The organism is Methylacidimicrobium cyclopophantes (genome assembly GCF_902143385.2).
GTDB classification, from domain to species: domain Bacteria; phylum Verrucomicrobiota; class Verrucomicrobiia; order Methylacidiphilales; family Methylacidiphilaceae; genus Methylacidimicrobium; species Methylacidimicrobium cyclopophantes.
The window spans coordinates 1-20,785 of record NZ_CABFUZ020000105.1; the positions used below are offsets into that span (position 1 = coordinate 1).

General features: G+C 58.9%; 17 protein-coding genes. 14 read left to right on the forward strand and 3 right to left on the reverse strand.

The features are described from left to right. From FN369_RS04420 to FN369_RS04450, 7 genes are all read left to right on the forward strand, one after another. Positions 1 to 1,784 (forward strand): cytochrome c oxidase subunit I (locus FN369_RS04420; RefSeq protein WP_142524993.1); only part of this gene is annotated, 1,784 nt, incomplete at its 5' end. A gap of 19 nt (positions 1,785 to 1,803) precedes the next feature. Further along, positions 1,804 to 2,604: a cytochrome c oxidase subunit 3 gene (locus FN369_RS04425; protein ID WP_246189545.1), complete on the forward strand. Its 801-nt coding sequence runs from the start codon at positions 1,804 to 1,806 to the stop codon at positions 2,602 to 2,604. A gap of 28 nt (positions 2,605 to 2,632) precedes the next feature. Then, complete coding sequence (locus FN369_RS04430; RefSeq protein ID WP_142524994.1) at positions 2,633 to 2,935, forward strand: cytochrome C oxidase subunit IV family protein; 303 nt, start codon at positions 2,633 to 2,635, stop codon at positions 2,933 to 2,935. 7 nt (positions 2,936 to 2,942) lie between these two features. Continuing rightward, positions 2,943 to 3,152: a hypothetical protein gene (locus tag FN369_RS04435; protein ID WP_142524995.1), complete on the forward strand. Its 210-nt coding sequence runs from the start codon at positions 2,943 to 2,945 to the stop codon at positions 3,150 to 3,152. After that, positions 3,149 to 3,457, forward strand: a complete 309-nt coding sequence (locus FN369_RS04440; protein ID WP_142524996.1) for a hypothetical protein — start codon at positions 3,149 to 3,151, stop codon at positions 3,455 to 3,457. The genes FN369_RS04435 and FN369_RS04440 overlap by 4 nt, the downstream gene beginning before the upstream one ends. Before the next feature lie 35 nt (positions 3,458 to 3,492). After that, positions 3,493 to 3,744: a hypothetical protein gene (locus tag FN369_RS04445; RefSeq protein ID WP_142524997.1), complete on the forward strand. Its 252-nt coding sequence runs from the start codon at positions 3,493 to 3,495 to the stop codon at positions 3,742 to 3,744. Positions 3,745 to 3,766: 22 nt separating this feature from the next. Continuing rightward, complete coding sequence (locus FN369_RS04450; protein ID WP_246189546.1) at positions 3,767 to 4,516, forward strand: cytochrome c oxidase subunit II; 750 nt, start codon at positions 3,767 to 3,769, stop codon at positions 4,514 to 4,516. Positions 4,517 to 5,411: 895 nt separating this feature from the next. On the opposite strand, the gene FN369_RS04460 is transcribed toward FN369_RS04450, so the two are convergent. The 3 genes from FN369_RS04460 to FN369_RS04470 all read right to left on the reverse strand — a co-directional run bounded on the left by FN369_RS04460 (position 5,412) and on the right by FN369_RS04470 (position 10,711). After that, positions 5,412 to 7,457, reverse strand: a complete 2,046-nt coding sequence (locus FN369_RS04460) for an alpha-amylase/4-alpha-glucanotransferase domain-containing protein (protein ID WP_142525000.1) — start codon at positions 7,455 to 7,457, stop codon at positions 5,412 to 5,414. Next, positions 7,445 to 9,604 (reverse strand): glycoside hydrolase family 57 protein, encoded by a 2,160-nt coding sequence (locus FN369_RS04465; protein ID WP_142525001.1) that lies wholly within the window; start codon positions 9,602 to 9,604, stop codon positions 7,445 to 7,447. Before FN369_RS04465 ends, FN369_RS04460 begins: the two co-directional genes overlap by 13 nt. A gap of 81 nt (positions 9,605 to 9,685) precedes the next feature. Beyond that, entirely contained in the window at positions 9,686 to 10,711 is a 1,026-nt protein-coding gene (locus FN369_RS04470; RefSeq protein ID WP_142525002.1) for a galactose-1-phosphate uridylyltransferase, read from the reverse strand. 346 nt (positions 10,712 to 11,057) lie between these two features. On the opposite strand from FN369_RS04470, the gene tgt reads away from it, so the two are divergent. From tgt to carB, 7 genes are all read left to right on the forward strand, one after another. Then, entirely contained in the window at positions 11,058 to 12,206 is a 1,149-nt protein-coding gene (gene tgt / locus FN369_RS04475; RefSeq protein WP_142525003.1) for a tRNA guanosine(34) transglycosylase Tgt, read from the forward strand. Between the two features lie 2 nt (positions 12,207 to 12,208). Continuing rightward, on the forward strand, positions 12,209 to 12,568 hold the full coding sequence (yajC, locus tag FN369_RS04480) for a preprotein translocase subunit YajC (RefSeq protein ID WP_246189547.1): 360 nt from the start codon (positions 12,209 to 12,211) through the stop codon (positions 12,566 to 12,568). Between the two features lie 31 nt (positions 12,569 to 12,599). Next, positions 12,600 to 14,921, forward strand: coding sequence for a protein translocase subunit SecD (gene secD, locus FN369_RS04485; protein ID WP_246189548.1), 2,322 nt, complete (start codon positions 12,600 to 12,602; stop codon positions 14,919 to 14,921). A gap of 49 nt (positions 14,922 to 14,970) precedes the next feature. Next, a complete protein-coding gene (gene recJ, locus FN369_RS04490) occupies positions 14,971 to 16,731 on the forward strand; it encodes a single-stranded-DNA-specific exonuclease RecJ (RefSeq protein WP_178087674.1) in 1,761 nt (586 codons plus the stop codon). A 70-nt stretch (positions 16,732 to 16,801) separates the two neighbouring features. Next, the gene (locus FN369_RS04495) at positions 16,802 to 17,533 is read left to right on the forward strand and encodes a menaquinone biosynthesis protein (RefSeq protein WP_178087675.1); all 732 of its coding nucleotides are present in this window, start codon (positions 16,802 to 16,804) and stop codon (positions 17,531 to 17,533) included. Beyond that, a complete protein-coding gene (gene mqnC, locus FN369_RS04500) occupies positions 17,524 to 18,621 on the forward strand; it encodes a cyclic dehypoxanthinyl futalosine synthase (RefSeq protein WP_142525007.1) in 1,098 nt (365 codons plus the stop codon). Before FN369_RS04495 ends, mqnC begins: the two co-directional genes overlap by 10 nt. A 135-nt stretch (positions 18,622 to 18,756) precedes the next feature. Beyond that, positions 18,757 to 20,785 (forward strand): carbamoyl-phosphate synthase large subunit (gene carB, locus FN369_RS04505; RefSeq protein WP_142525008.1); only part of this gene is annotated, 2,029 nt, incomplete at its 3' end.

Consider the following 20,785-nt stretch of genomic DNA (forward strand, 5'->3'; position numbering starts at 1 on the left):
TCGAGCTTCCGTGGTGGAGGCGTTGGGTGTTTTCGACAGATCACAAGGTGATCGGGATTCAGTACATGATCACCTCGCTGCTGGTTGCGCTCTTTGGTTTTGGCCTCATGGTCGTGATGCGATGGCAGCTCTCCTTCCCGGGGAAGCCGGTACCGGTGATCGGTCCGCTCTTGAGCGCTGTCTTCGGCTCGAACATGGCCCCCGGCGGCGTAATGACCCCGAATCTCTACAACTCGTTCGGTGCCATTCATGGAACGATGATGATCTTCATGGCGATGGTCCCCGCGCTCTTCGCCGGCTTCGGGAACTTCATTGTCCCCCTGCAGCTCGGTGCACCGGACATGGCCTTCCCCCGCTTGAACATGGCGAGCTACTGGACCTTCCTGGTTGGGGTCGTGATCATGCTCGCGAGCTTTCTGGTCCCCGGGGGAGCGGCGAAATCGGGTTGGACCTCGTATGTCCCGTTAGCCGATATCGCGGACACGGGAATGGGTTTCGAGCCGATCCTCAACGGGCAAACCCTCTGGCTCATCGGCATGGCCTTCAACATCACCGGTTCTCTGCTCGGATCGATCAATATCATCGCCACGATCATCCAGCTTCGGGCGCCCGGCTTGCACTGGATGCGCCTGCCCGTTTTCGTCTGGTCGGAGCTGGTCACCGCTTTTCTTTTACTCCTCGCTTTTCCGCCGCTCGAGTCGGCAGCGATCATGCAGCTCATGGATCGGCTTTTTGGAACGAGCTTCTTCTCGCCCGACGGTTTGATTATTGGAGGCCGCCACTGGCCGGTGAGCGGCGGCGGCTCGGCATTGCTCTGGCAGCATCTGTTCTGGTTTCTCGGTCATCCCGAGGTCTACGTGCAGATTCTTCCTACGATGGGAATCGTGGGAGAAGTGATCGCCAACAACACCCGGAAGCCGTTGTGGAGCTACAAGGTTTTCGTCTACTCGATGCTGGCGATCGGCTTTCTCTCGATGATCGTCTGGGCGCATCACATGTACATGACGGGGATGGGCCAGAGCATCACCACCTTCTTCCAGATCTTTACGACGGTGATCTCGATCCCCTCCGTTCTCTTGGGAACGGTGTTGCTCCTTTCGCTCTGGGGCGGATCGATTCGTCTTCCCACGGCCATGCTTTTCGCCCTTGCTTGGTTGCCGATGTTCGGCATCGGGGGATTGACGGGGTTGCCGCTCGGGTGGACGGCATCGGACCTGGTGCTCCATGACACCTACTATGTGATCGGCCACTTCCATTACATGATGGCGCCCGCGTCGATCATGGGCCTCTTCGCCGGTCTCTATTACTGGTTCCCCAAGGCCACGGGAAGGATGATGAACGAATTTTGGGGAAAGGTGCACTTCTGGTTCACCATCATCTTCTTTAACGGCGTCTTCTTCCCGATGCTCATCCAGGGATTCGCGGGGGTTCATCGCCGATGGTACGATGGGGGTGCTAACTGGCAGATGGCGCAAAACGTGCTCTGGCTCAATCAGGTGATGTCGTTTTCTGCATGGATCCTTGCGCTGGGGCAAATTCCCTTCATCATCAATTTCTTCTGGAGCATCTGGCGCGGAAAGAAGGTGACTTCCGATAATCCGTGGCAGGGGAATACGCTCGAGTGGGCGGCCCCGACCCCGCCGGGACATGGGAATTTCACCCACCCGATGACGGTCTACCGTGGGCCATACGAATACAGCGTTCCTGGCGCGCCTCGAGATTACCTGCCGCAGTGGGAGCCGGAAGAACGCAAAGTGGCGGATCCGAAACTCTCCTTAGTTTAGCAAGCAAAGGAACCACGAGATGGAAATGGAAATTCCCTATACCGTGACGGCGCGGCCGGATACGGGAGCGTATAACGCAAAGATCGGCATCTGGCTCTTCTTAGCCTCGGAGGTGATGCTCTTCGGAGGGCTCTTTTCCGCCTACATCTTCCTGCGGATGGGAGCGGCCCACTGGCCGCATCATCTCCTGAACGTACCGATGGGGCTTTTCAACACCTTCGTCCTGATCACGTCGAGCATTACGATGGTGATGGCGTGGACGGCGCTGAAGATGCGCCAGTTTCAAAGCTATCGGCGATGGCTCGGCGCGACGTTGATTTGCGGAGTTGTCTTCCTGAGCGTGAAGACGGTGGAGTACAAGGATAAGTTCCATCATTACGGAGTGATCCTCAACAACGGCCAGGAGATCACCGGGCATCTGGAAATGACCCCGGCTGAGGCGATGAAGAGTCCAATCCTCCGCATTTTGCCCGATGCGGAGGAGTCGAGAAGCTTCGGATATCAGCTGCAATCGATCTTCGGACGTCCCGCGGGAGGCGAGGAAAAAGTGCTCGAGATTCCCAAAAGCGAAATCCAGTGGTGGTCCAATTTTACGCCTCGCTACAGCACCTATCTGGCTACCTACTTCACGATGACCGGCCTCCACGGCCTTCACATTATTGGAGGTCTCTTGGTACTCGGCTTCTTTTGGGGGCCGGGAGCAAAGTTGTATCGAACAAATCCGGAACACTTGGCCAACCGGGTCGAGGTTGCGGGCCTATTTTGGCATTTCGTCGACCTTGTCTGGATCTTTCTCTTCCCCACCCTCTATTTGCTGTAAGCCGACCTTCCCGACGGGAGACAAGAAAATGAGCGAAGAAATCCACGATCCCCGGAAACAAATCCCAGCGTACATCAAGGTGTTCGGGCTCCTGCTGCTGCTCGCGATCATTAACGTAGCCGCCTCCTATCTGCCGCTAGGCGGAGGCAACATCGGGATCGTCCTGCTCGTAGCCGGGGCTCAGGCGATCTTGGCCCTCGGGATCCTGATGCACTTCTTCACGGAGAAAAAGACGGTCCATCAACTCATGGGCCTTGCGATCGCATCGGTCGTGGCGTTACTTGTGATATTCCTCTGCTGCTACGCGGACCAGTTGAACTTCGTGAGGTAGAGCGCCTATGTCGCTTCGGCAATTTCACATCCTCTTCGTGACGATCGTTACCTGCCTTTTCCTCGGATTGGGAGGATGGGCCCTGATGGGATATTTCCATAACGAGGGGGGATCGCTTCTTTGGTTCGGAGCAGGTTCCTTAGCGGTGGCGCTGATCGTGGTCGCCTACGGTATCTGGTTTTTGCGAAAGACGCGACGCATGGGGCTCATCGAATGAAGACCAGGATGAATACGCTTCTCTCCTTGGGCGGAGGGCTGCTTTTTCTCGGAGTCATCGGGTTTATTGCGATCGGGGACCGTCTCTCCTCGGGGGTGCTGAACGCACCGGCTCTCGGCCATGAGGCGGGAGATGCCGCTGCATGGGCCTTGGTCTCGATCGTACTGATCCCGCTTGGCAGTGTCGCCTGTTTCATATGGACGCTCTACCGACGGGCTCGAAAGCCGCCGCCAGCGTATGCCGAGTTTTTGGAAGAAGCCTACTTGGAAGAGGTTGATCTCGGAAGGGGAGCGCGACGGAGGTAGGAGGCCGACTGCTTTTCCCGGATGGGAAAGAGGAAATGGTGAGGGAACGTTTAGCAAAAATCGGGATCCTGCTTGCGGCACTGGTTGGTGCAATCCCCGCGGATAGCTGGGCTTGCGCCGTATGCGGCGTGCCCAAGACCCAAGCGACGCGAGGTATCTTGCCGGCCGTGATTCTCATGCTGGTCCTGCTCGGGATCGTCTTCGGCGCTTTCATTCGCTTTTTCATTCGGGCCAATCGGTCGCGAAATCAATCGGGAGGATTCAATCGTGTTCGCACTTCTTCTTGAGCTTACTGGCATTTCTCGCTGCATGTCCGAGCATGGGAAGCAGATCGACGAGTTCATGGAGACCATCCTCTGGTTCTCGGTGATTCTCTTTGCCATCTGGTTCGGCTTTTTCGTCTATGCCCTGGCCCGCTTTCGAGCGAACAAAAACCCGAATGCCAGCTACGAAGGATTGAAGGCGGATTGGCCCAAGCACCTGGAATGGACGATCATTTTTGTGGAAATGGTGCTCCTCTTCGGATTCTCCGTTCCGCTCTGGGGGAATCGGGTTTTGAATCCGCCGGGCCCCGGGGAGGCGGTCACTCTCGAAGCGGTTGCCCAGCAGTTTGGTTGGATCTTTCACTACCCGGGGCCAGATGGGAGACTCGGACGTCGCGATATGCGCTTGGCCGATGCGATGAACCCCATTGGCATCGACAAGTCCGACCCGGCGTCGAAGGATGATATCATCACCATGAACGAGATGCACGTCCCCGTGGGCAAGCCCGTCCTGATTTACCTGGGCTCCAGGGATGTTGTTCATAACTATTATGTCATCCAGATGCGCATTCAGCGCGACGCCATCCCCGGCCTGACGATTCCGATGTGGTTCACCCCGACGCACACGGGACGTTTTGAAATTGCATGCGGCCAGCTCTGCGGCGTCGGGCATTTTGCGATGAAGGGATTTCTCGTCGTAGATACGCAGAGCGACTACGAGGCTTGGCTCAAGCAGATGGGGCAGCTTTCCCAGAATAATGCGCCCATCGGCGAGAAGGCGTTGGCCCGGCGTTAGGCGGCGCCGCTTTCCCGATAAGAACCAGGAGGAGCTGGCTCGTAGGGGTCGGGTTGTTTCCTGACGACAGACCTATCCCGGCCGGAGTTCACTCACCGAGGGAGCGCGAAAGGGGTTCCGCCGAGAAATCCGGTACGGAATCTTTTCGTGCTTTCCAAGTTTTTCACCGAATCAGAGAAGCAACGGAGGGGGAGGGCGTTCTTTTGCACGCAAAGGCGGAATGCGGCAGAAGGATTCGCTCTCGGACGGGAAGAGAGAGGGAGCAACACGACTTTCTTCCCTCGCTCGATTTACTGGTAACGACGGGCAAGGGTCCGCGGCCGTTTGTGCCGTAGTTTCTTCTGCTCAAGGGTCCACGATCCGACGAGGAGCAGAAGACCGTTCTTCCGATTCCCCGCTCGGAGAGGAAAGCTCCTCGGAGGCTTACGGGACTACGAAGATCTTCCCGGTATAGGGGCATCGCACCTCTGTTCCCGGAGGAAAGCCTCGGACGTCGACCAATCCAGCCTCAGGAGCGTAGGGGCTCTTCACATAACCCGGTTTCCCCTCCACGGGGAGACCTTTCGGATATCTGGTAGCTGCGGTAGAGGGTCCACCGGGTGCCTGGCCTTCCTGCCCCCACGGCTTGTATTGTCCGGTGGCGGGGGTTTGGCTGGAAGGAGTTCCGGATGAGCCAGTCGAAGAGGGGGTTGTTCCGCCGGACGGATTGGAGGTAGCCGATTCGGGCTGGTTGGCGGGTTGGGGCATAGATCCCGAGCTTGGGGCCGAGGATTCCCCACTTTTTAGCTTCTTGGAAGGAGAAGCGCACCCCAAGACAATGAAACTGAAGCTTAATGAAATCAGAAAGATCTTTTTCATCCCTTGCGCAGCAGAGTAGTGAGAACCCTTTTCGAGATCAACCTTGGAGATGGTCGAAGCGAGTGAAAATTGTAAACGCTTGTATTCCGAGCGCAGGGAGATGGAGCGGACGGACGATCCCGAGCGACGAGCCTTGATAGTTTTGCTCAAATTGTCCGTTGGCATATCCGATGGTGTAGACAGGGTAGTGCCAGAGAGTGCATGGCCCGTCGGGGAGCGTCCAGGTCCAACGCAAGGAGCGGGTCTCGTCGACGAGTTGCCAAGACTGGACGTCGACCTTCTCGAAAAGAATGCCGCAGGCGAGCCTCTCCTCCCCGAAAGAGAGGAAACGTTGCGGCCCCTCCGGAGAAAGGAAGCTGTAGTTCGCCTCGCAGACGAAGAGGAGTTCGAGCGGCAGCTCGCTCTCGTTGATGATCGAGTATCGCACTCGGAGGATACCCGGCTCCTCCAACTCGAAGAGCTTCTGGCAACGGAGCGGCCTCCTTTCCTGATCGAGATAGATTCCTCCTTCCCGTTCCAGGAGCAGCCGCCGCACGGCACCGTCCGCGCCGAGTGAGACGATGCGGTAAGGCAGGTTCACGAAGTCGCCGCGCTCGATGTAAGACTCCTTTTCGAATTGGGAGAGGGAGGTTTCGAATGGGACGAAGTGCTCTTGGAAAAGGTGGCGACGATGCCAATCCTCGATCGGCTCTATAGGCGGGAGCTCCGGGAATACTTTGGGATGCCGGCGTAAGGTGTTCGCGACGTTGTAATGCGAGGGAAGGAAGGCCAATTCGACGAGGGAGCCCCCGTAATCCGGATCCGCTACGGCTCGGCAGAGTTGCGTTCGGAGGATCACTTCCGGTTCTCGATCCGCATCGAGATCCGCCGTTTCTGTGGCGGCAGGAGGCGAAGGAGAGCTCCGATCGACCTCCTCCTCGACTTGCAGGAGCAAGCGGAAGACCGCGTCACGCAAATAGTTGGCGAAAAGCCCTCCGCTCATCGCGTGCCAATAGGACGTATGGTCCTGCGCGGCGAGGAGAGATTCACGGCACGGAAGGTTGGCCGCATTGGGCAGATCCGCCATTCGGAAACTGGCGGCGAGCATCTTCTTGTGGAGCCAATTTGCCTCGGAATATTTCGCGAAAAATTCCTGCCATGCCCCGCCGTGAAGAAAACGGAAGAAACGATCCGCGTCGAAGCGGTGCGAAAGATCTTCCCGCACAGAGAAGTAGGAGCGGCTTGCGGCGGCGGGGAGTGCAAAACCTTCCAAGTCGGTCCGAGCTCCGGAAGCCACGAAGACGGACGGCCAGCGTCCAGCGGTGGCTTCGGAGGGCCGTTCCAAGACCAGCCGCTCCGATTGGTTTTCTAGGTAGGTCAGCCATTCCTCGAGAACGGCCTCTTCGTAAAAGCGGTGAAAGGTCGAGGGCCAAAATCCGTAGGCCTCGGCGTTCTGAGCCAGGATCAACATTTGCGGATCGGGACGGTGACAGAGTTGAACCAGCGAAGCGTGGATCTCCCGAAGAGGCCGAAAAGGGATTTCCGCCGAGGGGCGGGATGCGATCGGCAAGAGGGAAATTGTGGAGGAGAGGTGACTCGTCAAAAAAGGATGGCAAAGTTCCCCCGGCTCCAGACCGGCCCGTTCGAGCAAGCGGTCCTCCAACAAAGCGTACTCGTATCCTCCCTCGACGAGGAGTTCCGGAAAATAGGGTTCCCACACGGATTCCGGAAGCCATGCGCCCCGGGGAACCACTCCGAAATGTTTTTGGATCCATTCGGCGGTCTTTCGAAGCTGCGCCAGGGCGTCTTGCCTGGGAATCAAGCTCAGGATGGGCTCATAGAAGCCGCCGCCCAACAGCTCGACTTGCTCGCGGGAAACGATTCCGGCGAGTTTCTCGACGAGCTCCGGCTCCTCTCGCTCAAGGCAACGGAGGAATCCGCCCGAAAAGTGGAGTCCCATCCGGATTCGTGGATGGCGCTCGAGAGAGTCTAAAAAGGGGCGGCAGACCCGCTCGCGGAAGCGACGGTAGATTTCCGGGAAGTTCCCCGACGGCTGATGAAAGTGGACGACCCAGACCAGCCGAAGCGAGCTTAAACGAACCATTGGCGAGCTTCGAAATCCTTGGACGGAAAAAAGAAATCGATCGTTCCCCGTTCCGGGTATCTTTCCAGCACAAGCCTGTCGCGCAGCAGCCGCACAAAAAAGCTGACCGCATCTCTCTCTTTCCACCCGAGCGCGGCGATGGGGACCATAAGGACGAAAAAGTCTTCCCAGGCGGCGACACCTCGTTCGTCGGCGTTTTCGAAGAGTACGGCATCATCGGAGCTTTCGGTGCGGACTCTCCAGGATCCGGAAGGGAGAACGGACGCGGTCACGCGACGGAACTGCGGGGCTAGGAATTCCACCTCGATCTCTTCCGGCGCCGCGGCAAGATCGAGCCGCAGATAGAAGTGCTCCTCGTCAAAACCGAAATAGAGTTTCTGGCCCAGCCGGTGCGATTGGAACATGGCGGTCTGTTGCACCAGCGCATCGACAGTGCCGGCCCCTACCCAATCGAAGAAATTGTCCAATCGGCCGGTAAGCTGCGGGTGGATATAGAGCCGTGGAGTCGCATATGGCGTAGGAGGCGTCGGAGCGCAGATCGGAAAGTCGAGATAGGGAGGGGGAGAGAAGCCCAGCGCAAGGTAGACGTTGCGCAGATGCGTGCGGAAGATCTCGTCGAAAAGGAGGTCGGAGTCCGTCGAAAAGTCGGGGCCGTACCACCAGAACCAGTCGCTCCCTTCGGCTGCGAAGAGAGAGCGCATGGCCGCCGCGAGCTTCTCCGAAGGGAATGTTCGGTCTTCTGCGATGCGGCGGAGAAACTGGCGAGTTCGGCCCAACCATTCCCAAGCACGATTTTCTTCCGCGTCGCCGATCCAGATGTCGAAGTCCGCATTGATCCAGGAGCCCGTATGCAATGCTCCGAGCTCCGTTTTCGGCGGATAGCGGTCGAAATGGTCCGATGGGCGCACGGTGCAAAGCCGGCTATGGCTGGTGATCCCATGATAAAGGTTGGTGAGAAACTGTTCTCCGCCGTCAGGGAATGCCTCCCACGCATTTTCACCGTCCAGAGCGATCAAGACGACCGTCTCTTGGGATGCCGCCGCGCGGCAGATATTCTCGAAATGGTGGAGGAGGAAGTTCGCGGCTTGGTCGGGCGGATTCTGCGAGGCTTGGAACCCGATGAAATCCGAAAGAGGTCTTTCCCGGAAGAGGGCGGCAATCGAGGACCCTCCCCAATTCACGGACCATCCTTGGAAAAGGGCCATATGATCGACGCTCTTTCCGCGCCAACGGGGATCGAGGTCCAAACTGCGGAAGAGAATCGCTTCGTCTGTGAAGAAGTAATCGAAGCCCGCCTCGCGAAAGAAAGGGATCAATTCCGGGGCCACGGATCCTTCCGAGGGCCAGATTCCCCGGGCACGGGTACCGAAAATCTCTTTCATCTTTTCCTGCGCAAGCGCGAGCTGGCTTCGAACATCTTCAGGAGCGGAAAATTGGGGTGGCAGGTTGACGTGCGGCATTGAGCGGCGGGCGAGGTTCGTATCCAAGAGCAGCGGCAGGATCGGATGAGAGTACGGGGATGTCGTGATTTCGACTTGGCCTCGTTCGACGGCGGCTCGGTACCGGGGAAGAACGGTGCGGACGATTTCCCGGTGGAGGTCGAGCAACTGATGTTTTTGTTCCTCGGTGAAGTCTCGTCCCTGTGCCCGCAACTCCCGTAGAAAGGGATAGGCTCGAAAGCAGGCGAAACCACACCAGGCCAAATTGTAAAGCGTCTGGAGATCGCGATAGTCCTGGGCGGAAAAGAGGTTGGTCAGCTCTGAGAGATTCTGAAAGTTGACGATTCGGCCCCGTCGATTGAGTAGCTCCCAATAGCGAGGCAGGGGGCGGATCAGGGTGTCGAAATTGGCACGAAAGAAATGCTCCAGGAGTTTTTCCTTTTCGCCTTGGGTGAGGTCCTCCGCCCGGATCCTGCTCCAAGCCTCGCAATCGTCGATGACGCTGCCTCTACCCAGCTCGACGAGCTGCTCGAGCAAAACGGGCGTGAAGTTGAAGGCAACCTTTAGCCCGGGGAAGCGTTCGACCATCTCGATCATATCGAGATAACTATGCACCGCATGGAGCCGAACCCACGGCATGCGCGCCTTTCCGCTCCGGCGATCGACGTAATCGGGCTGGTGCATGTGCCAGAGGAGGACGATGTTCACCGTGATAATCCTTGAAGCTCCGTTCGGGAAAAGATCCGGGAAGCTCCGTTTCTGTTTTTTGAAAGCGGAGGACGCTTCATGTTAGGTTTCCGTGCGAACCCGGCGCAGGAAGCTCGCGGCTTCTTCCGGAAAGGTGGTGTTGATGTAGAACCCCGTACCATACTCGAATCCGGCGCTCTGCGCCAGGCGGGGAAGGATTTCGATATGCCAGCGAAATTCCATTTCGGGAGGGATCCATTCCCGGACTCGGGTCTGATGAAAGGGGGCGGTCTGAAGAATCATGTTGTAAGCCGGCTTTTGCAGCCCTTTTCGAATCCGGCGAAGAACGTGGCGCAGCGCCTCCGCGAGCAGGCCAAGCTGATAATCGTCCAGAGTATGGAAATGTGGCGCGGAGAACTTGGGCATGATCCAAGTCTCGAAAGGGAAGCGGCTCGCCCAAGGACAGAACGAGACGAATGCCGAGTTCTCGTAGACCAGCCGGTCGCCCGACTTGAGCTCGGCCTGTAAGACGTCGGCGTAGAGGCTTCGCTCCTTGATTTCGAAATGGAAACGAGCGGTTTCTTGTTGTTCCTCGACCGCACGGGGGACGATCGGGAGAGCGATGAGCTGCGAATGGGGGTGGCGGAGCGAGGCTCCCGCGAGCATGCCGACGTTCTTGAATACGAAGATGTACCGAAATCGGATATCTTGCACAAGATCGATGATCCGCGCCCGATAGGCCCGGAGCACGTCGGTAATGCCTCCCAAGGGTTGGTCTTCGAGCTCTTGCTCGGGGTCCGGCGTCTCTATGATCACTTCGTGAGCGCCGATCCCATTGATCTGGTCATAGATGCCTACTCCTTCCGGAAGAAGCTCTCCTTCGATCCGAAGCGCCGGGAAACGGTTGGGAACCACCCGAACCGTCCAACCCGGAGAGTCCGGAGGGCCCCCTTTCGGACGAATGGCAAAGACTTCATGGGGAGTGAGGCTTTCGTTGCCCGCCATGAACGGGCAAACCGGATTCGGCGGCTCGGGCGGAGGCGGATAGTCCATCGGCCGCTGCTTCCGCTCCGGCGCAAAAACAACCCACCGTTTCGGGAAAAGCGGTTCTCGGCGTAATTGGGGCATAGAGCGATGGACGACCTCGTTTTCTCTTGGAATCCCGGCTCTTGGCCGCGATCCGAAAAAGTTTGCGAGATTCCTCTTCTATGGAAAAGAGTAGACTCACTCAACGACAAATCGGCATGCCTCACAAGCTTTCTCCCACGGTAGGCAGGATCGGCCTGGCTGCAGCAGCCTCGTCTTCTCTCCCCTCTCCGCCGGACGAGGCCATCCGAATCCCGACAGAACCGCCCTCCGCCGGGAAGAGGTGCCTTGGGCATCTTCCGGTTCCATCGTCCCCCGAGGCGAGCCTTCGTTCTCATTCCAGGCTGACGCAGTAAGGGCGAGCGGGGCGGCTTTACCCAAGATCGAGATGAAGTTTCGGCTGCTTGCTTCGGCGACGGAGAGTCGGGCCCGGATCGGGGAGTTGAGCACGGGTCACGGTCTGGTCCAAACGCCGGCGTTCCTGCCCGTGGGCACGCGCGGAACGGTAAAAGGGGTCTTTCCGCGTGATCTTCTCGACCTGGGGGCTTCCATGATCCTCTGCAACACCTATCATCTTCTGCTCCGGCCCGGAATCGATCTGTTGCGCTCCTTGGGTGGACTGCACCGATTCCTCGGGTGGCCGGGCGCCATCCTCACAGACAGCGGAGGCTATCAAGTCTTCAGCCTTTCCTCGCTCCGGAGCATCGACGACCGAGGAGTGGCTTTTCGCTCCCATTTGGACGGGAAGCTTCTCTTCCTTTCTCCGGAGCTTGCCGTCGAGTTCCAGTCGATCGCGGGCAGCGATCTGGCGATGAGTCTGGACGAATGCCCTCCCTGGCCTGCGTCCTCAAGCGAGCTCGACCAAGCGGTTCGAAGGACGGTTCTTTGGGCCGCCAGAGGGAAAGAGACTTGGCGGCGCCTTCGGGAGTCTTGTTCCGGGCTTCCGACGCCGGAAGCAGGACTTTTTGCCATCGTCCAGGGGGGAGGGAGCGCCAAGCTTCGGGGACTCTGTGCGGAAGAGTTGGGAGCGATTGGCTTCGATGGGTTCGCGATCGGGGGAGTCAGCGTCGGAGAGCCTGTCGAGGAGGGCTTGCGCGCGGTCGCGGAGACGGTGGTTCACCTCGACCCTGGGCGTCCTCGCTACGTCATGGGGGTGGGCGAGCCCTGGCAAATCGTCGAGATGGTGAATCTGGGGGTCGACCTCTTCGACTGTGTTCTTCCCACGAGGTTGGCGCGACACGGAGTCGCCTATACGGAACGGGGTCGGCTTTCCCTTCGGAACGCATCGTTTCGCTTGGATACAGAGCCTCTCTCCGCCGAATGCGGCTGCTATACTTGCCGCCATTTCCATAGAGCCTATTTGCGCCATCTGCTGAAATCGGAGGAAATTCTTGGCGTTATGCTGCTCACGCTGCATAACCTGTATTTCTATCTCTGCCTGATGAGAGGGATACGGAGAGCACTCGAGACCGGGCGCTGGGATCCGTTCCTGGCAGAGCAGAGAAGACGTCGGAAAGAATATAAGGAAGGATCATGATCATGGGCGTGGAACTTTTCTGGATCGCGGCGGCTGCGGCGCAACCGGGGGCCGGGGGCGCTCAGGGCGGTGCACCGCCGGAGGGCATGCCGGCCTTTTCGTCGCTGATCACGATGGCATTGATCTTCGGGGTCTTTTACTTTCTCTTGATTCGGCCCCAGCAGAAGGCTCGGAAGGAGCAGGAGCGGCTGATCGCGGGTGTGAAGACGGGGGATCACGTCATTACGAACGGCGGAATCTTAGGAACGGTGACCAATGTCAAGGACAAGACGGTGGTGATCCGGGTGGCGGAGAATGTGAAGATCGAAGTGCTCAAGACGAGTCTGACGTCGGTTACGAAGGCGGAAGCCGAAGCGAAATAGGCCTCGGTCAGTCAGGCGGAAAGAAAAGAATATGCTGCTTTGGTCCTTCGTCACCGCGCTGTTTTTCCTCATCGCCCTCATCTGGTATTTCACCTCGGCGGAGGAACGGGTGCGTCGGTGGGTGGGCTTGCTCTCCATCGTCATGCTCTTGGCGAACGCCGGGCTCTCCCTCTTTCCCTTGGATAAGTCGATTCGGCTCGGTCTCGATCTCAAAGGGGGGACGGCTTTTCTCTTGGAGCTGGAGGGGCAGCCCTCTCCCGGAGCCTTGCAGCAGGCGACGGCGGTGATCCGGAAGCGGATCGACAAGTTCGGCTTGTCCGAGCCGATTATCCAGCCGGTGGGTCGCAACCGGATCAGCGTGCAAATTCCGGGGCTCGCCGAGGCGGAAAAAAATGCCGCGCGCCAACAGCTTTCGAAGGTGGCCAAGCTCGAATTCAAGCTTGTTCATCCGCAGAACGCCCAACTGCTCGCGGAGATTCAAGCGGGCCAAGGGCGGATTCCCCCGGATTATGAGGTGCTTTCTTTCGCTCCGGAGGAAGGACGCTCCGGCGGGGGATTGCGTCAGATCTTGGTGAAACGTCGGGCGGAGATGGGGGGGAAGTTTGTTCGTCGGGCCTTCCGGGGCTTCGATGAGGTCGGCCGGCCTACGGTGGTGATCGAATTCACCGACGAGGGATCCCGGCGATTCGGGGCGATTACCAGCAGCAACATCGGGAAGCAGCTCGCTATCGTGTTGGATGGAGAGGTGAAAAGCGCCCCCGTGATTCAATCCGCGATCTTCCGAAGCGCTGTCATTTCGGGAGGCAACATGACTCCCAAGGAGGCGGAAGATCTGGCAAGCGTCCTGGAAAACCCACTGGAAATGCCCGTCAAGTTGTTGGAGGAACGAGGGATCGATCCGTCCTTGGGACGCGACTCGATCTTGAGCGGCATGAGGGCGGGCTGGGTGGCTTTGGCGCTCGTCGTGCTGTTCATGGTGGTCTATTACCGCGCGGCCGGCGTCGTCGCGGTGCTCGCTCTAGCGGTGAACCTCTTTCTCCTCTTCGGATTCCTGGCGCAATTCCATTTCACCTTAACGTTGCCCGGTCTCGCCGGCGTCATTCTGACGATTGGCATGGCCGTGGACGCTAATGTCCTCGTCTATGAGCGCATGCGGGATGAGATCGACGCGGGAAAGCCGATCCGTCAAGCGGTAACGGCCGGTTTCGAACGAGCGTTCAGCGCCATCTTCGATTCCAATGTTACCGTAATCCTTGTCGCTGTAATTCTGATGTGGCTCGGGAGCGGACCATTGCAGGGGTTCGCCGTCACCCTGGTATTAGGCATCGTAGCCAACCTCTTCGCCGCTCTCGTCGTTACACGGAATGCTTTCGAATGGCTTCTCGCGGTCGGTTGGCTGCAACGCCTTTCGATGATGCGGATTCTGACCCGCCCGAACTTCCCCTTCTTGGCTTGGCGCCGTTCCGCCTGTTGGTTGGCGGTGGCCCTGCTTGCCGCAGGGATGACGACCTTCTTCCTCCGGAGTGATCGGCTCTTAGGAGTCGACTTCGTGGGGGGAGATTCCTTGACCGTCGGATACCGGCAGGCTGTCCCGGTCCAGGAGGTTCGGGCCGCGCTCGAAGCGGCGGGAATTCATCCGAGCATGATGCAATATGCGCGGGAATTCCAACAACTCTCTCTGCAGACTCGCTATGGCGAGGGGGAGCGCGCGTTGCAGGTCCTCCAGCAGAAGATTCCGTCTGCCGGGTTTGCCAATGCCAAGCTCGATAGCGTGGGTCCTGTAGTAGGGGAGGAGCTCAAAAGCCGGGCCTTGCTGGCACTCTCTCTGGGACTTGCCGCAATTCTCCTCTACGTGACGGTGCGTTACGAGTGGTCGTTCGCCGCCGCCGCCGCACTCGGGCAGCTTCACGACGTCTTCCTTGCCGTGGGCTTCCTGGCGATTCTGGGTCGAGAGTTCACGATGCCGTTGGTTGGCGCCTTCCTGACGATTTTGGGATATTCGATCAACGAGAAGATCGTTATTTCCGATCGGGTTCGGGAGGCGGCCCGCCTACGCCTTGCGGGCACTTTCCAGGACCATGTCAACGGCGGAGTCAACTTGACGTTGGCCCGTACGCTGATTACGGGTGGCACCGTTCTCTTGGCCACGATTTCCATGCTGGTGCTGGGAGGTCCGGTAATCTCCCCATTCGCGCTCGCGATCCTTATCGGCGTGCTCGGCGGCATGTTTTCCTCCCATTTTCTCACACCGGCCCTCATGTATTGGCTCCACGGGCTTCGGGAGAAGCATGGCGGAGTAACCCAGCCCCCGGCCCCGCAGCCGCCTGATTGGCGCGCAGGTCGGCGAACCTAGGATGCGAATCGGGAAGATAGGGAACGAAAGTGGGAGAGGAAGCCGCTTCATGGGCGAAGCTGAAACCAGCCAGGAGGCGGGACGAGAAGCCGAGACGATTTGGGAGATCCGCTCGCCCGGGAAAGAAGCCGAAGCCCTCGGGCGAGAGCTCGGAGTCTCCCCCTTGCTCGGCGGTCTCCTTGCGGATCGTGGATGTCGGGACGCGGAACGGGCTTTCCGCTTCCTCAACCCCAGGCTAGCGGATCTGGAAGATCCTTTCCGATTGAGTGATTTGCGGAAGGCGGCCGATCGACTAAGGGAGGCGATCGCCCAAAAGCAGTGGACGCTCGTCTACGGAGATTACGATGTCGACGGTGTGAGTTCGACGTCTCTTCTTGTCCGAGCCTTGCGTCTCTTGGGAGCGCCGGCATCTGCATTCATTCCCGAACGGGCCTCGGAGGGCTATGGGCTTACCCGGAAGGGGTTGGAGAGGGCTTTTCGCCTCGTCTGCCAGGAGAGAGAAAGCAAGGGTCTCGGCGGGAAGAAAGTACCCGATCTCGTGGTGGCCGTCGATTGCGGCACTACCTCGATCGAGGAGTTGTCTTGGCTGGCGGAGGAAGGCATCGATGCCCTCGTCGTGGACCACCATCGGCCGGCCGGTCGTTGGCCGCCGGCTTGGGCGATCGTCAATCCGCACCGCGATGGCCGAGGCAGTAATTTGGCGAGCGCCGGGCTCGTCTTCAAGCTGCTTCACGGGCTCCTGAAACTGGAGCCGGCTTACCGCGAGCGGCTGTCGTTGCGAGAGGAATTGGACTTGGTTGCGCTGGGAACCATTGCGGACGTGGTGCCTTTGACCGGCGACAACCGAATTCTGGTCGCGCGGGGGCTGGAGCAGCTCGGACGCCGCCGCTTGCCCGGCTTACGGGCGCTGGCGAACGTTTCGAACGTAGGAGAGAATCCGACGGTGGACGATGTTGCTTTTCGTCTGGCCCCCCGCCTCAATGCAAGCGGGCGGTTGGATGATGCCATGGAATCGGTACGGCTCTTGCTGACCGACTCCTCCGCCGAGGCGGAAAAGGGCGCCCTTTCGTTGCATCGGAAGAACCTCCAGCGGAGGCTTGTAGAGCAAGAGATGCTGGAGGAAGCGCTCCGGGCCTTGAATGAAGAGCCATCGGCCTTGACCGGGGGAGCGATCGTGGTCGGCAAGAGGGGCTGGCATGCGGGGGTAGCCGGAGTCGTGGCGTCGCGTCTTCTCAATCGGTTCTATCGACTGGTGGCCGTGATCGCTTTCAACGAGTCGGGAGAAGGGAAGGGGAGCGCTCGTGGGATACCGGGAATCTCTATCGTAGAGGGGCTGCGGGCGAGCGCGGGTCACCTGGAGAAATTCGGGGGGCATGATCTGGCGGCTGGCTTTTCTCTACGGGAGGAAAATTTACGCTCGTTTCGTGAGAGTTTGTCCCAATGGGCGAAGCGCGAAGGATCCCCGGAGATCTTCCGGAAGCGCCTCAAGATTGCCGGCGAGATCCCCCTCTCCGCAGCGGACATCCCTCTCTACGAGGAGTTGGAGCGGCTGGCCCCGTTTGGAGCGGGGAACGCACGACCGCTCTTCGCCTTTCCGGCCCTCGCCCTCGAGGGAACGCCGTTCCAAGCAGGAAGACGCACTCGAATGATTCTCCGGTCCGGAGAGGTCCGGTGTGAGGCCTTCGGCTTCGATCTTCCGAGGAGCGGCGGCATCGGGGGGCGATTGCAAGTTGCGGGCCACTTGGACTGGGATATGCTGGGCAAACGGGTTCGGGTAAGGATCGTCGACTGGAGAGCGGAACCAGAATGAAAGGCTCTCGGCGGATCGGGATGATTGAATGTGGGGTAGAGGATCGGATAGAAGTTCGGAAAAATCGCGCGTGAAGCCATTTCGCATCGGTTGTGCCCCCTATCTCAACGCCAAGCCGCTCATCCACGGGTTGGAGGAGCGGGTTTCCTTTTTCCCGCCGGCGGAGTTGCCCGACCGTCTTCGCTCGGCGGAGGTTGACGCAGCACTGGTTCCGTTAGGCGTCTGTCTTTCTGGGGAATTCGTTCTGGTCGATGGTGTGGGGATTGTGGCCGACGGCCCTGTGAAAAGCGTCATTCTTGTCCACGAGGGGCCGCTTTCTGAAATGGGAGCGATTGCTATCGATCCCCACACGAGGTCCTCCTTCCTGCTGCTCCGTGTACTCTTGGAAAAGTTTCTCGGCATTCATCCGAAGTATCTCCCTTTTTCGGAGCGGGCGGATGCGCAGCTTTTGATCGGGGATCGGGCGCTCGCCTATCGGAAGGAGAATCCGGGAGCGACGCTTTTGGATTTGGGAGCGTGCTGGCGGGAGTGGACGGGGCTCCCTTTCGTCTTTGCTGCTTGGGCGATGCGTCGAGGAGAATCGAACGGGAAGGAGCGAGCTGCCTTTTTGCGAGAGGTGAAGCATCTCGGTCTCGGGGCGCGGGCCTCGATCGCAAAAGATCCGGATCAGTACGAATATTTGACGCGCTTCATTCGGTATGAAGTCGGGGAGAGGGAAAAATCCGGGGTGGCCCGCTTTCGCGAAGAGCTGCGGATCCTCGAGGAAAAGATGGTCGGCGAGAAGGAGCTGTCGTGGATTTGATTAACGCGAATGGCATCGGGAAGATCGGGGCAAAGGTTCTGGACGGTGAGAGAATCTCTCCGGAAGAGGCATACGACCTCTATTCCCTCCCTTTAGCGGAGCTCGGGATGTTGGCCGATGCGCGGCGGAGATGGAAGAAGAAGGATGCCTACGGTGGTGCGGGCGAAAGGATCGTCACCTACATTGTCGATCGGAACATTAATTACACCAACGTATGCAACGTCGGATGCAAGTTCTGCGCCTTCTACCGGCGAAAGAGGGACGCGGATCATTACGTCCTCAGCCCCGAGACGATCAGTGGAAAGGTCGCCGAGCTGGAAGCGATCGGGGGAACGCAGATCCTCCTACAGGGCGGGCACCATCCGGACCTGGGAATCGACTACTACTTGGAGCTTCTTTCCTATTTGAAGGAGAAGCATCCGGGAATCAACATTCACGGGTTTTCCCCGCCGGAGTTCATTCACTTCTCTCGGACGTTCGAAATGCCCCTGGAAGAGGTGCTTCGTCGCTTTCGAGACGCCGGTTTGGGGTCTGTGCCCGGAGGAGGAGCCGAAATCTTGGTCGACGAAGTCCGCAAGAGAATCGCAGCACTCAAATGCTCGGCCGACCAGTGGTTGGAGGTGATGCGGACGGCGCATCGATTGGGCTTGCGATCGAGCGCAACCATGATGTTTGGGCACGTCGAAAGCCTGGCGGATCGGATCGAACATTTGCGTCGTCTCCGCAACCTTCAGGACGAGACGCGCGGCTTTACCGCTTTCATCTGCTGGACTTTTCAGCCCGAGAATACGGCCCTAGGCGGCAGAAAGCTCGGCCCTTCCGAATATTTGCGCATGCAAGCCCTCTCGCGGGTCTTTTTGGACAACGTCGACAACATCCAGGCATCGTGGGTGACCCAAGGCCCGGAGATCGGGCAGGTGGCGCTGCGCTTCGGAGCCAACGATTTTGGAAGTGTCATGATGGAAGAGAATGTCGTTTCGGCGGCGGGGACGACCTTCCGCATGACGGCAAAGGAGATCGAAACCTTCATCGGCGAGGCGGGATTCGAACCGAGGCGTCGGAACAACTGGTACGAGCTTTTGTCATGAGGGAAATTCTCGGTCCCGCCCGCGCGGCCTTCTCCGACGGTCTGCGGATCGGGGGGCGGTGCTCCTCTCCCTCGGAGAGAGGGCGAGGCCGACCATCGTCCTGCGAGAAGGCGGGAGAGGATTTGTTCACTGACTATGCCCAAGAGGGATGATCTCCATTCGATCCTCTTGATCGGCAGCGGGCCGATCGTGATCGGACAGGCCTGCGAGTTCGACTATTCCGGAGTGCAGGCCTGCAAGGCACTCAAGGAAGAGGGCTATCGAGTGATCCTCCTCAATAGCAATCCCGCCACCATCATGACCGATCCGGAGTTTTCGGATCGAACCTATTTGGAACCGATTACGGTGGAGGTTTTGGAGAAGATCCTCGAGCGGGAAAGGCCGGATGCGCTTCTGCCTACTCTGGGCGGACAGACCGCCCTGAATGTCGCCACCGAGGCGTCCGACCGAGGGGTATTGGAACGGTATGGCGTCCGAATGATCGGCGCGCAGCCCGAGGCCATCAAAAAGGCTGAGGACCGGCAACTTTTCAAAGAAGCAATGCTGCGAATCGGGCTCAGCGTTCCCAACTCGGGGACCGCCCAAAACGTCGAGGAAGCACGGAGCGTCGCCGAAGCGATCGGAAGATTTCCGCTGATCATCCGGCCCGCGTTTACCCTCGGAGGCATGGGCGGAGGAATCGCCTACAACCGGGAAGAGTTCGACCGAATCGTCGGCGGAGGTTTGGGGGTCTCGCCCATCGGGGAGGTTCTCATCGAAGAGTGCTTGCTCGGCTGGAAAGAGTTCGAAATCGAAGTGATGCGGGATCGCGCGGATAACTGTGTAGTCATCTGTTCGATCGAAAATCTCGATCCGATGGGGGTGCATACGGGAGACAGCATCACGGTCGCTCCCATCCAGACGCTTTCCGATCGGGAATATCAGAGGATGCGCGATGCTGCCTTTGCCGTAATTCGGGAGATCGGCGTAGAAACCGGAGGATCGAATATTCAGTTTGCGGTCGATCCAAAGACCGGGCGGCAGCTCGTCATCGAAATGAATCCTCGGGTATCGCGCTCTTCGGCCCTCGCTTCGAAAGCCACCGGCTATCCAATTGCGAAGATCGCCGCGAAGTTGGCGATCGGCTATACCTTGGACGAGTTGCGCAACGACATCACGCAGGAGACCCCGGCGAGCTTCGAGCCGACGATTGACTATGTGGTGACGAAGCTCCCGCGCTTCACCTTCGAAAAATTTCCGGCGTCCGATCCAACGCTCACCTCCTCGATGAAAAGCGTCGGCGAAGCGATGGCGATCGGAAGGACCTTTCAGGAATCTCTCCAAAAGGGCTTACGTTCTCTTGAGATCGGCTCCTGGGGCTTGGGAGCGGGAGGGGCCGAATCCGATCCACTGCCGTTGATGGAGAAGATTCGCCACTATCTCGTTACCCCGCGAGCAGAGCGCATTTTCTACATCCGCCATGCCTTCCGGGCTGGAATGGCTCTCGAGGAGATTGCTGAGCTTTCGGGCATCGACCCCTGGTTTCTCGAGCAAATTCGGGGGTTGGTGGAAGAGGAGAGAATGCTAGCGAAGGCGCCGAGAGATTCTGCAGCCCTCCTTCGGGCCAAAAGGAAAGGTTTTTCCGACCGGCAGCTCGCCCATCTCTGGCGACTTTCGGAAGAAGAGATTCGCTCCCTGCGGATGGAGCAGAATCTTCGGCCATCCTATCGCCTCGTGGATACCTGTGCCGGCGAATTCGCCGCCTATACACCCTACTACTATTCCAGTTACGAAGCCGGGTGCCGCGAGCTACCGCAGGCAGGAGAGAAGCGGCGCATTCTCGTGCTCGGTGGGGGTCCGAATCGGATCGGCCAAGGAATCGAGTTCGACTACTGCTGCGTCCATGCCGCGATTGCCCTCCGGGAGTTGGGGATGGAGGCGATCATGGTCAACTCCAATCCGGAGACCGTTTCCACCGACTACGATTGCAGCGACCTGCTTTTCTTCGAGCCGCTCACGTTGGAGGATGTGCTCAACGTCTACGAGGCGACCCAGGCTTCCGGCGCCATCGTCCAGTTCGGTGGTCAGACTCCGCTCAATCTCGCCGCCGCGTTGGAGCGCTCGGGAGTGAAGATCCTTGGGACGACCGTCCGCTCGATCGAGCGGGCGGAGGATCGCAAGCTTT

Excerpts from the sequence above, each read along its gene's own strand:
- recJ (WP_178087674.1), top strand. The coding sequence starts at position 14,971 with ATGGGCGAAGCTGAAACCAGCCAGGAGGCGGGACGAGAAGCCGAGACG.
- secD (WP_246189548.1), top strand. The coding sequence starts at position 12,600 with ATGCTGCTTTGGTCCTTCGTCACCGCGCTGTTTTTCCTCATCGCCCTC.
- FN369_RS04470 (WP_142525002.1), bottom strand. The coding sequence starts at position 10,711 with ATGCCCCAATTACGCCGAGAACCGCTTTTCCCGAAACGGTGGGTTGTT.
- FN369_RS04430 (WP_142524994.1), top strand. The coding sequence starts at position 2,633 with ATGAGCGAAGAAATCCACGATCCCCGGAAACAAATCCCAGCGTACATC.
- FN369_RS04460 (WP_142525000.1), bottom strand. The coding sequence starts at position 7,457 with ATGGTTCGTTTAAGCTCGCTTCGGCTGGTCTGGGTCGTCCACTTTCAT.
- FN369_RS04445 (WP_142524997.1), top strand. The coding sequence starts at position 3,493 with ATGGTGAGGGAACGTTTAGCAAAAATCGGGATCCTGCTTGCGGCACTG.
- FN369_RS04425 (WP_246189545.1), top strand. The coding sequence starts at position 1,804 with ATGGAAATGGAAATTCCCTATACCGTGACGGCGCGGCCGGATACGGGA.
- tgt (WP_142525003.1), top strand. The coding sequence starts at position 11,058 with ATGAAGTTTCGGCTGCTTGCTTCGGCGACGGAGAGTCGGGCCCGGATC.
- yajC (WP_246189547.1), top strand. The coding sequence starts at position 12,209 with ATGGGCGTGGAACTTTTCTGGATCGCGGCGGCTGCGGCGCAACCGGGG.
- FN369_RS04450 (WP_246189546.1), top strand. The coding sequence starts at position 3,767 with ATGTCCGAGCATGGGAAGCAGATCGACGAGTTCATGGAGACCATCCTC.
- FN369_RS04440 (WP_142524996.1), top strand. The coding sequence starts at position 3,149 with ATGAAGACCAGGATGAATACGCTTCTCTCCTTGGGCGGAGGGCTGCTT.
- FN369_RS04435 (WP_142524995.1), top strand. The coding sequence starts at position 2,943 with ATGTCGCTTCGGCAATTTCACATCCTCTTCGTGACGATCGTTACCTGC.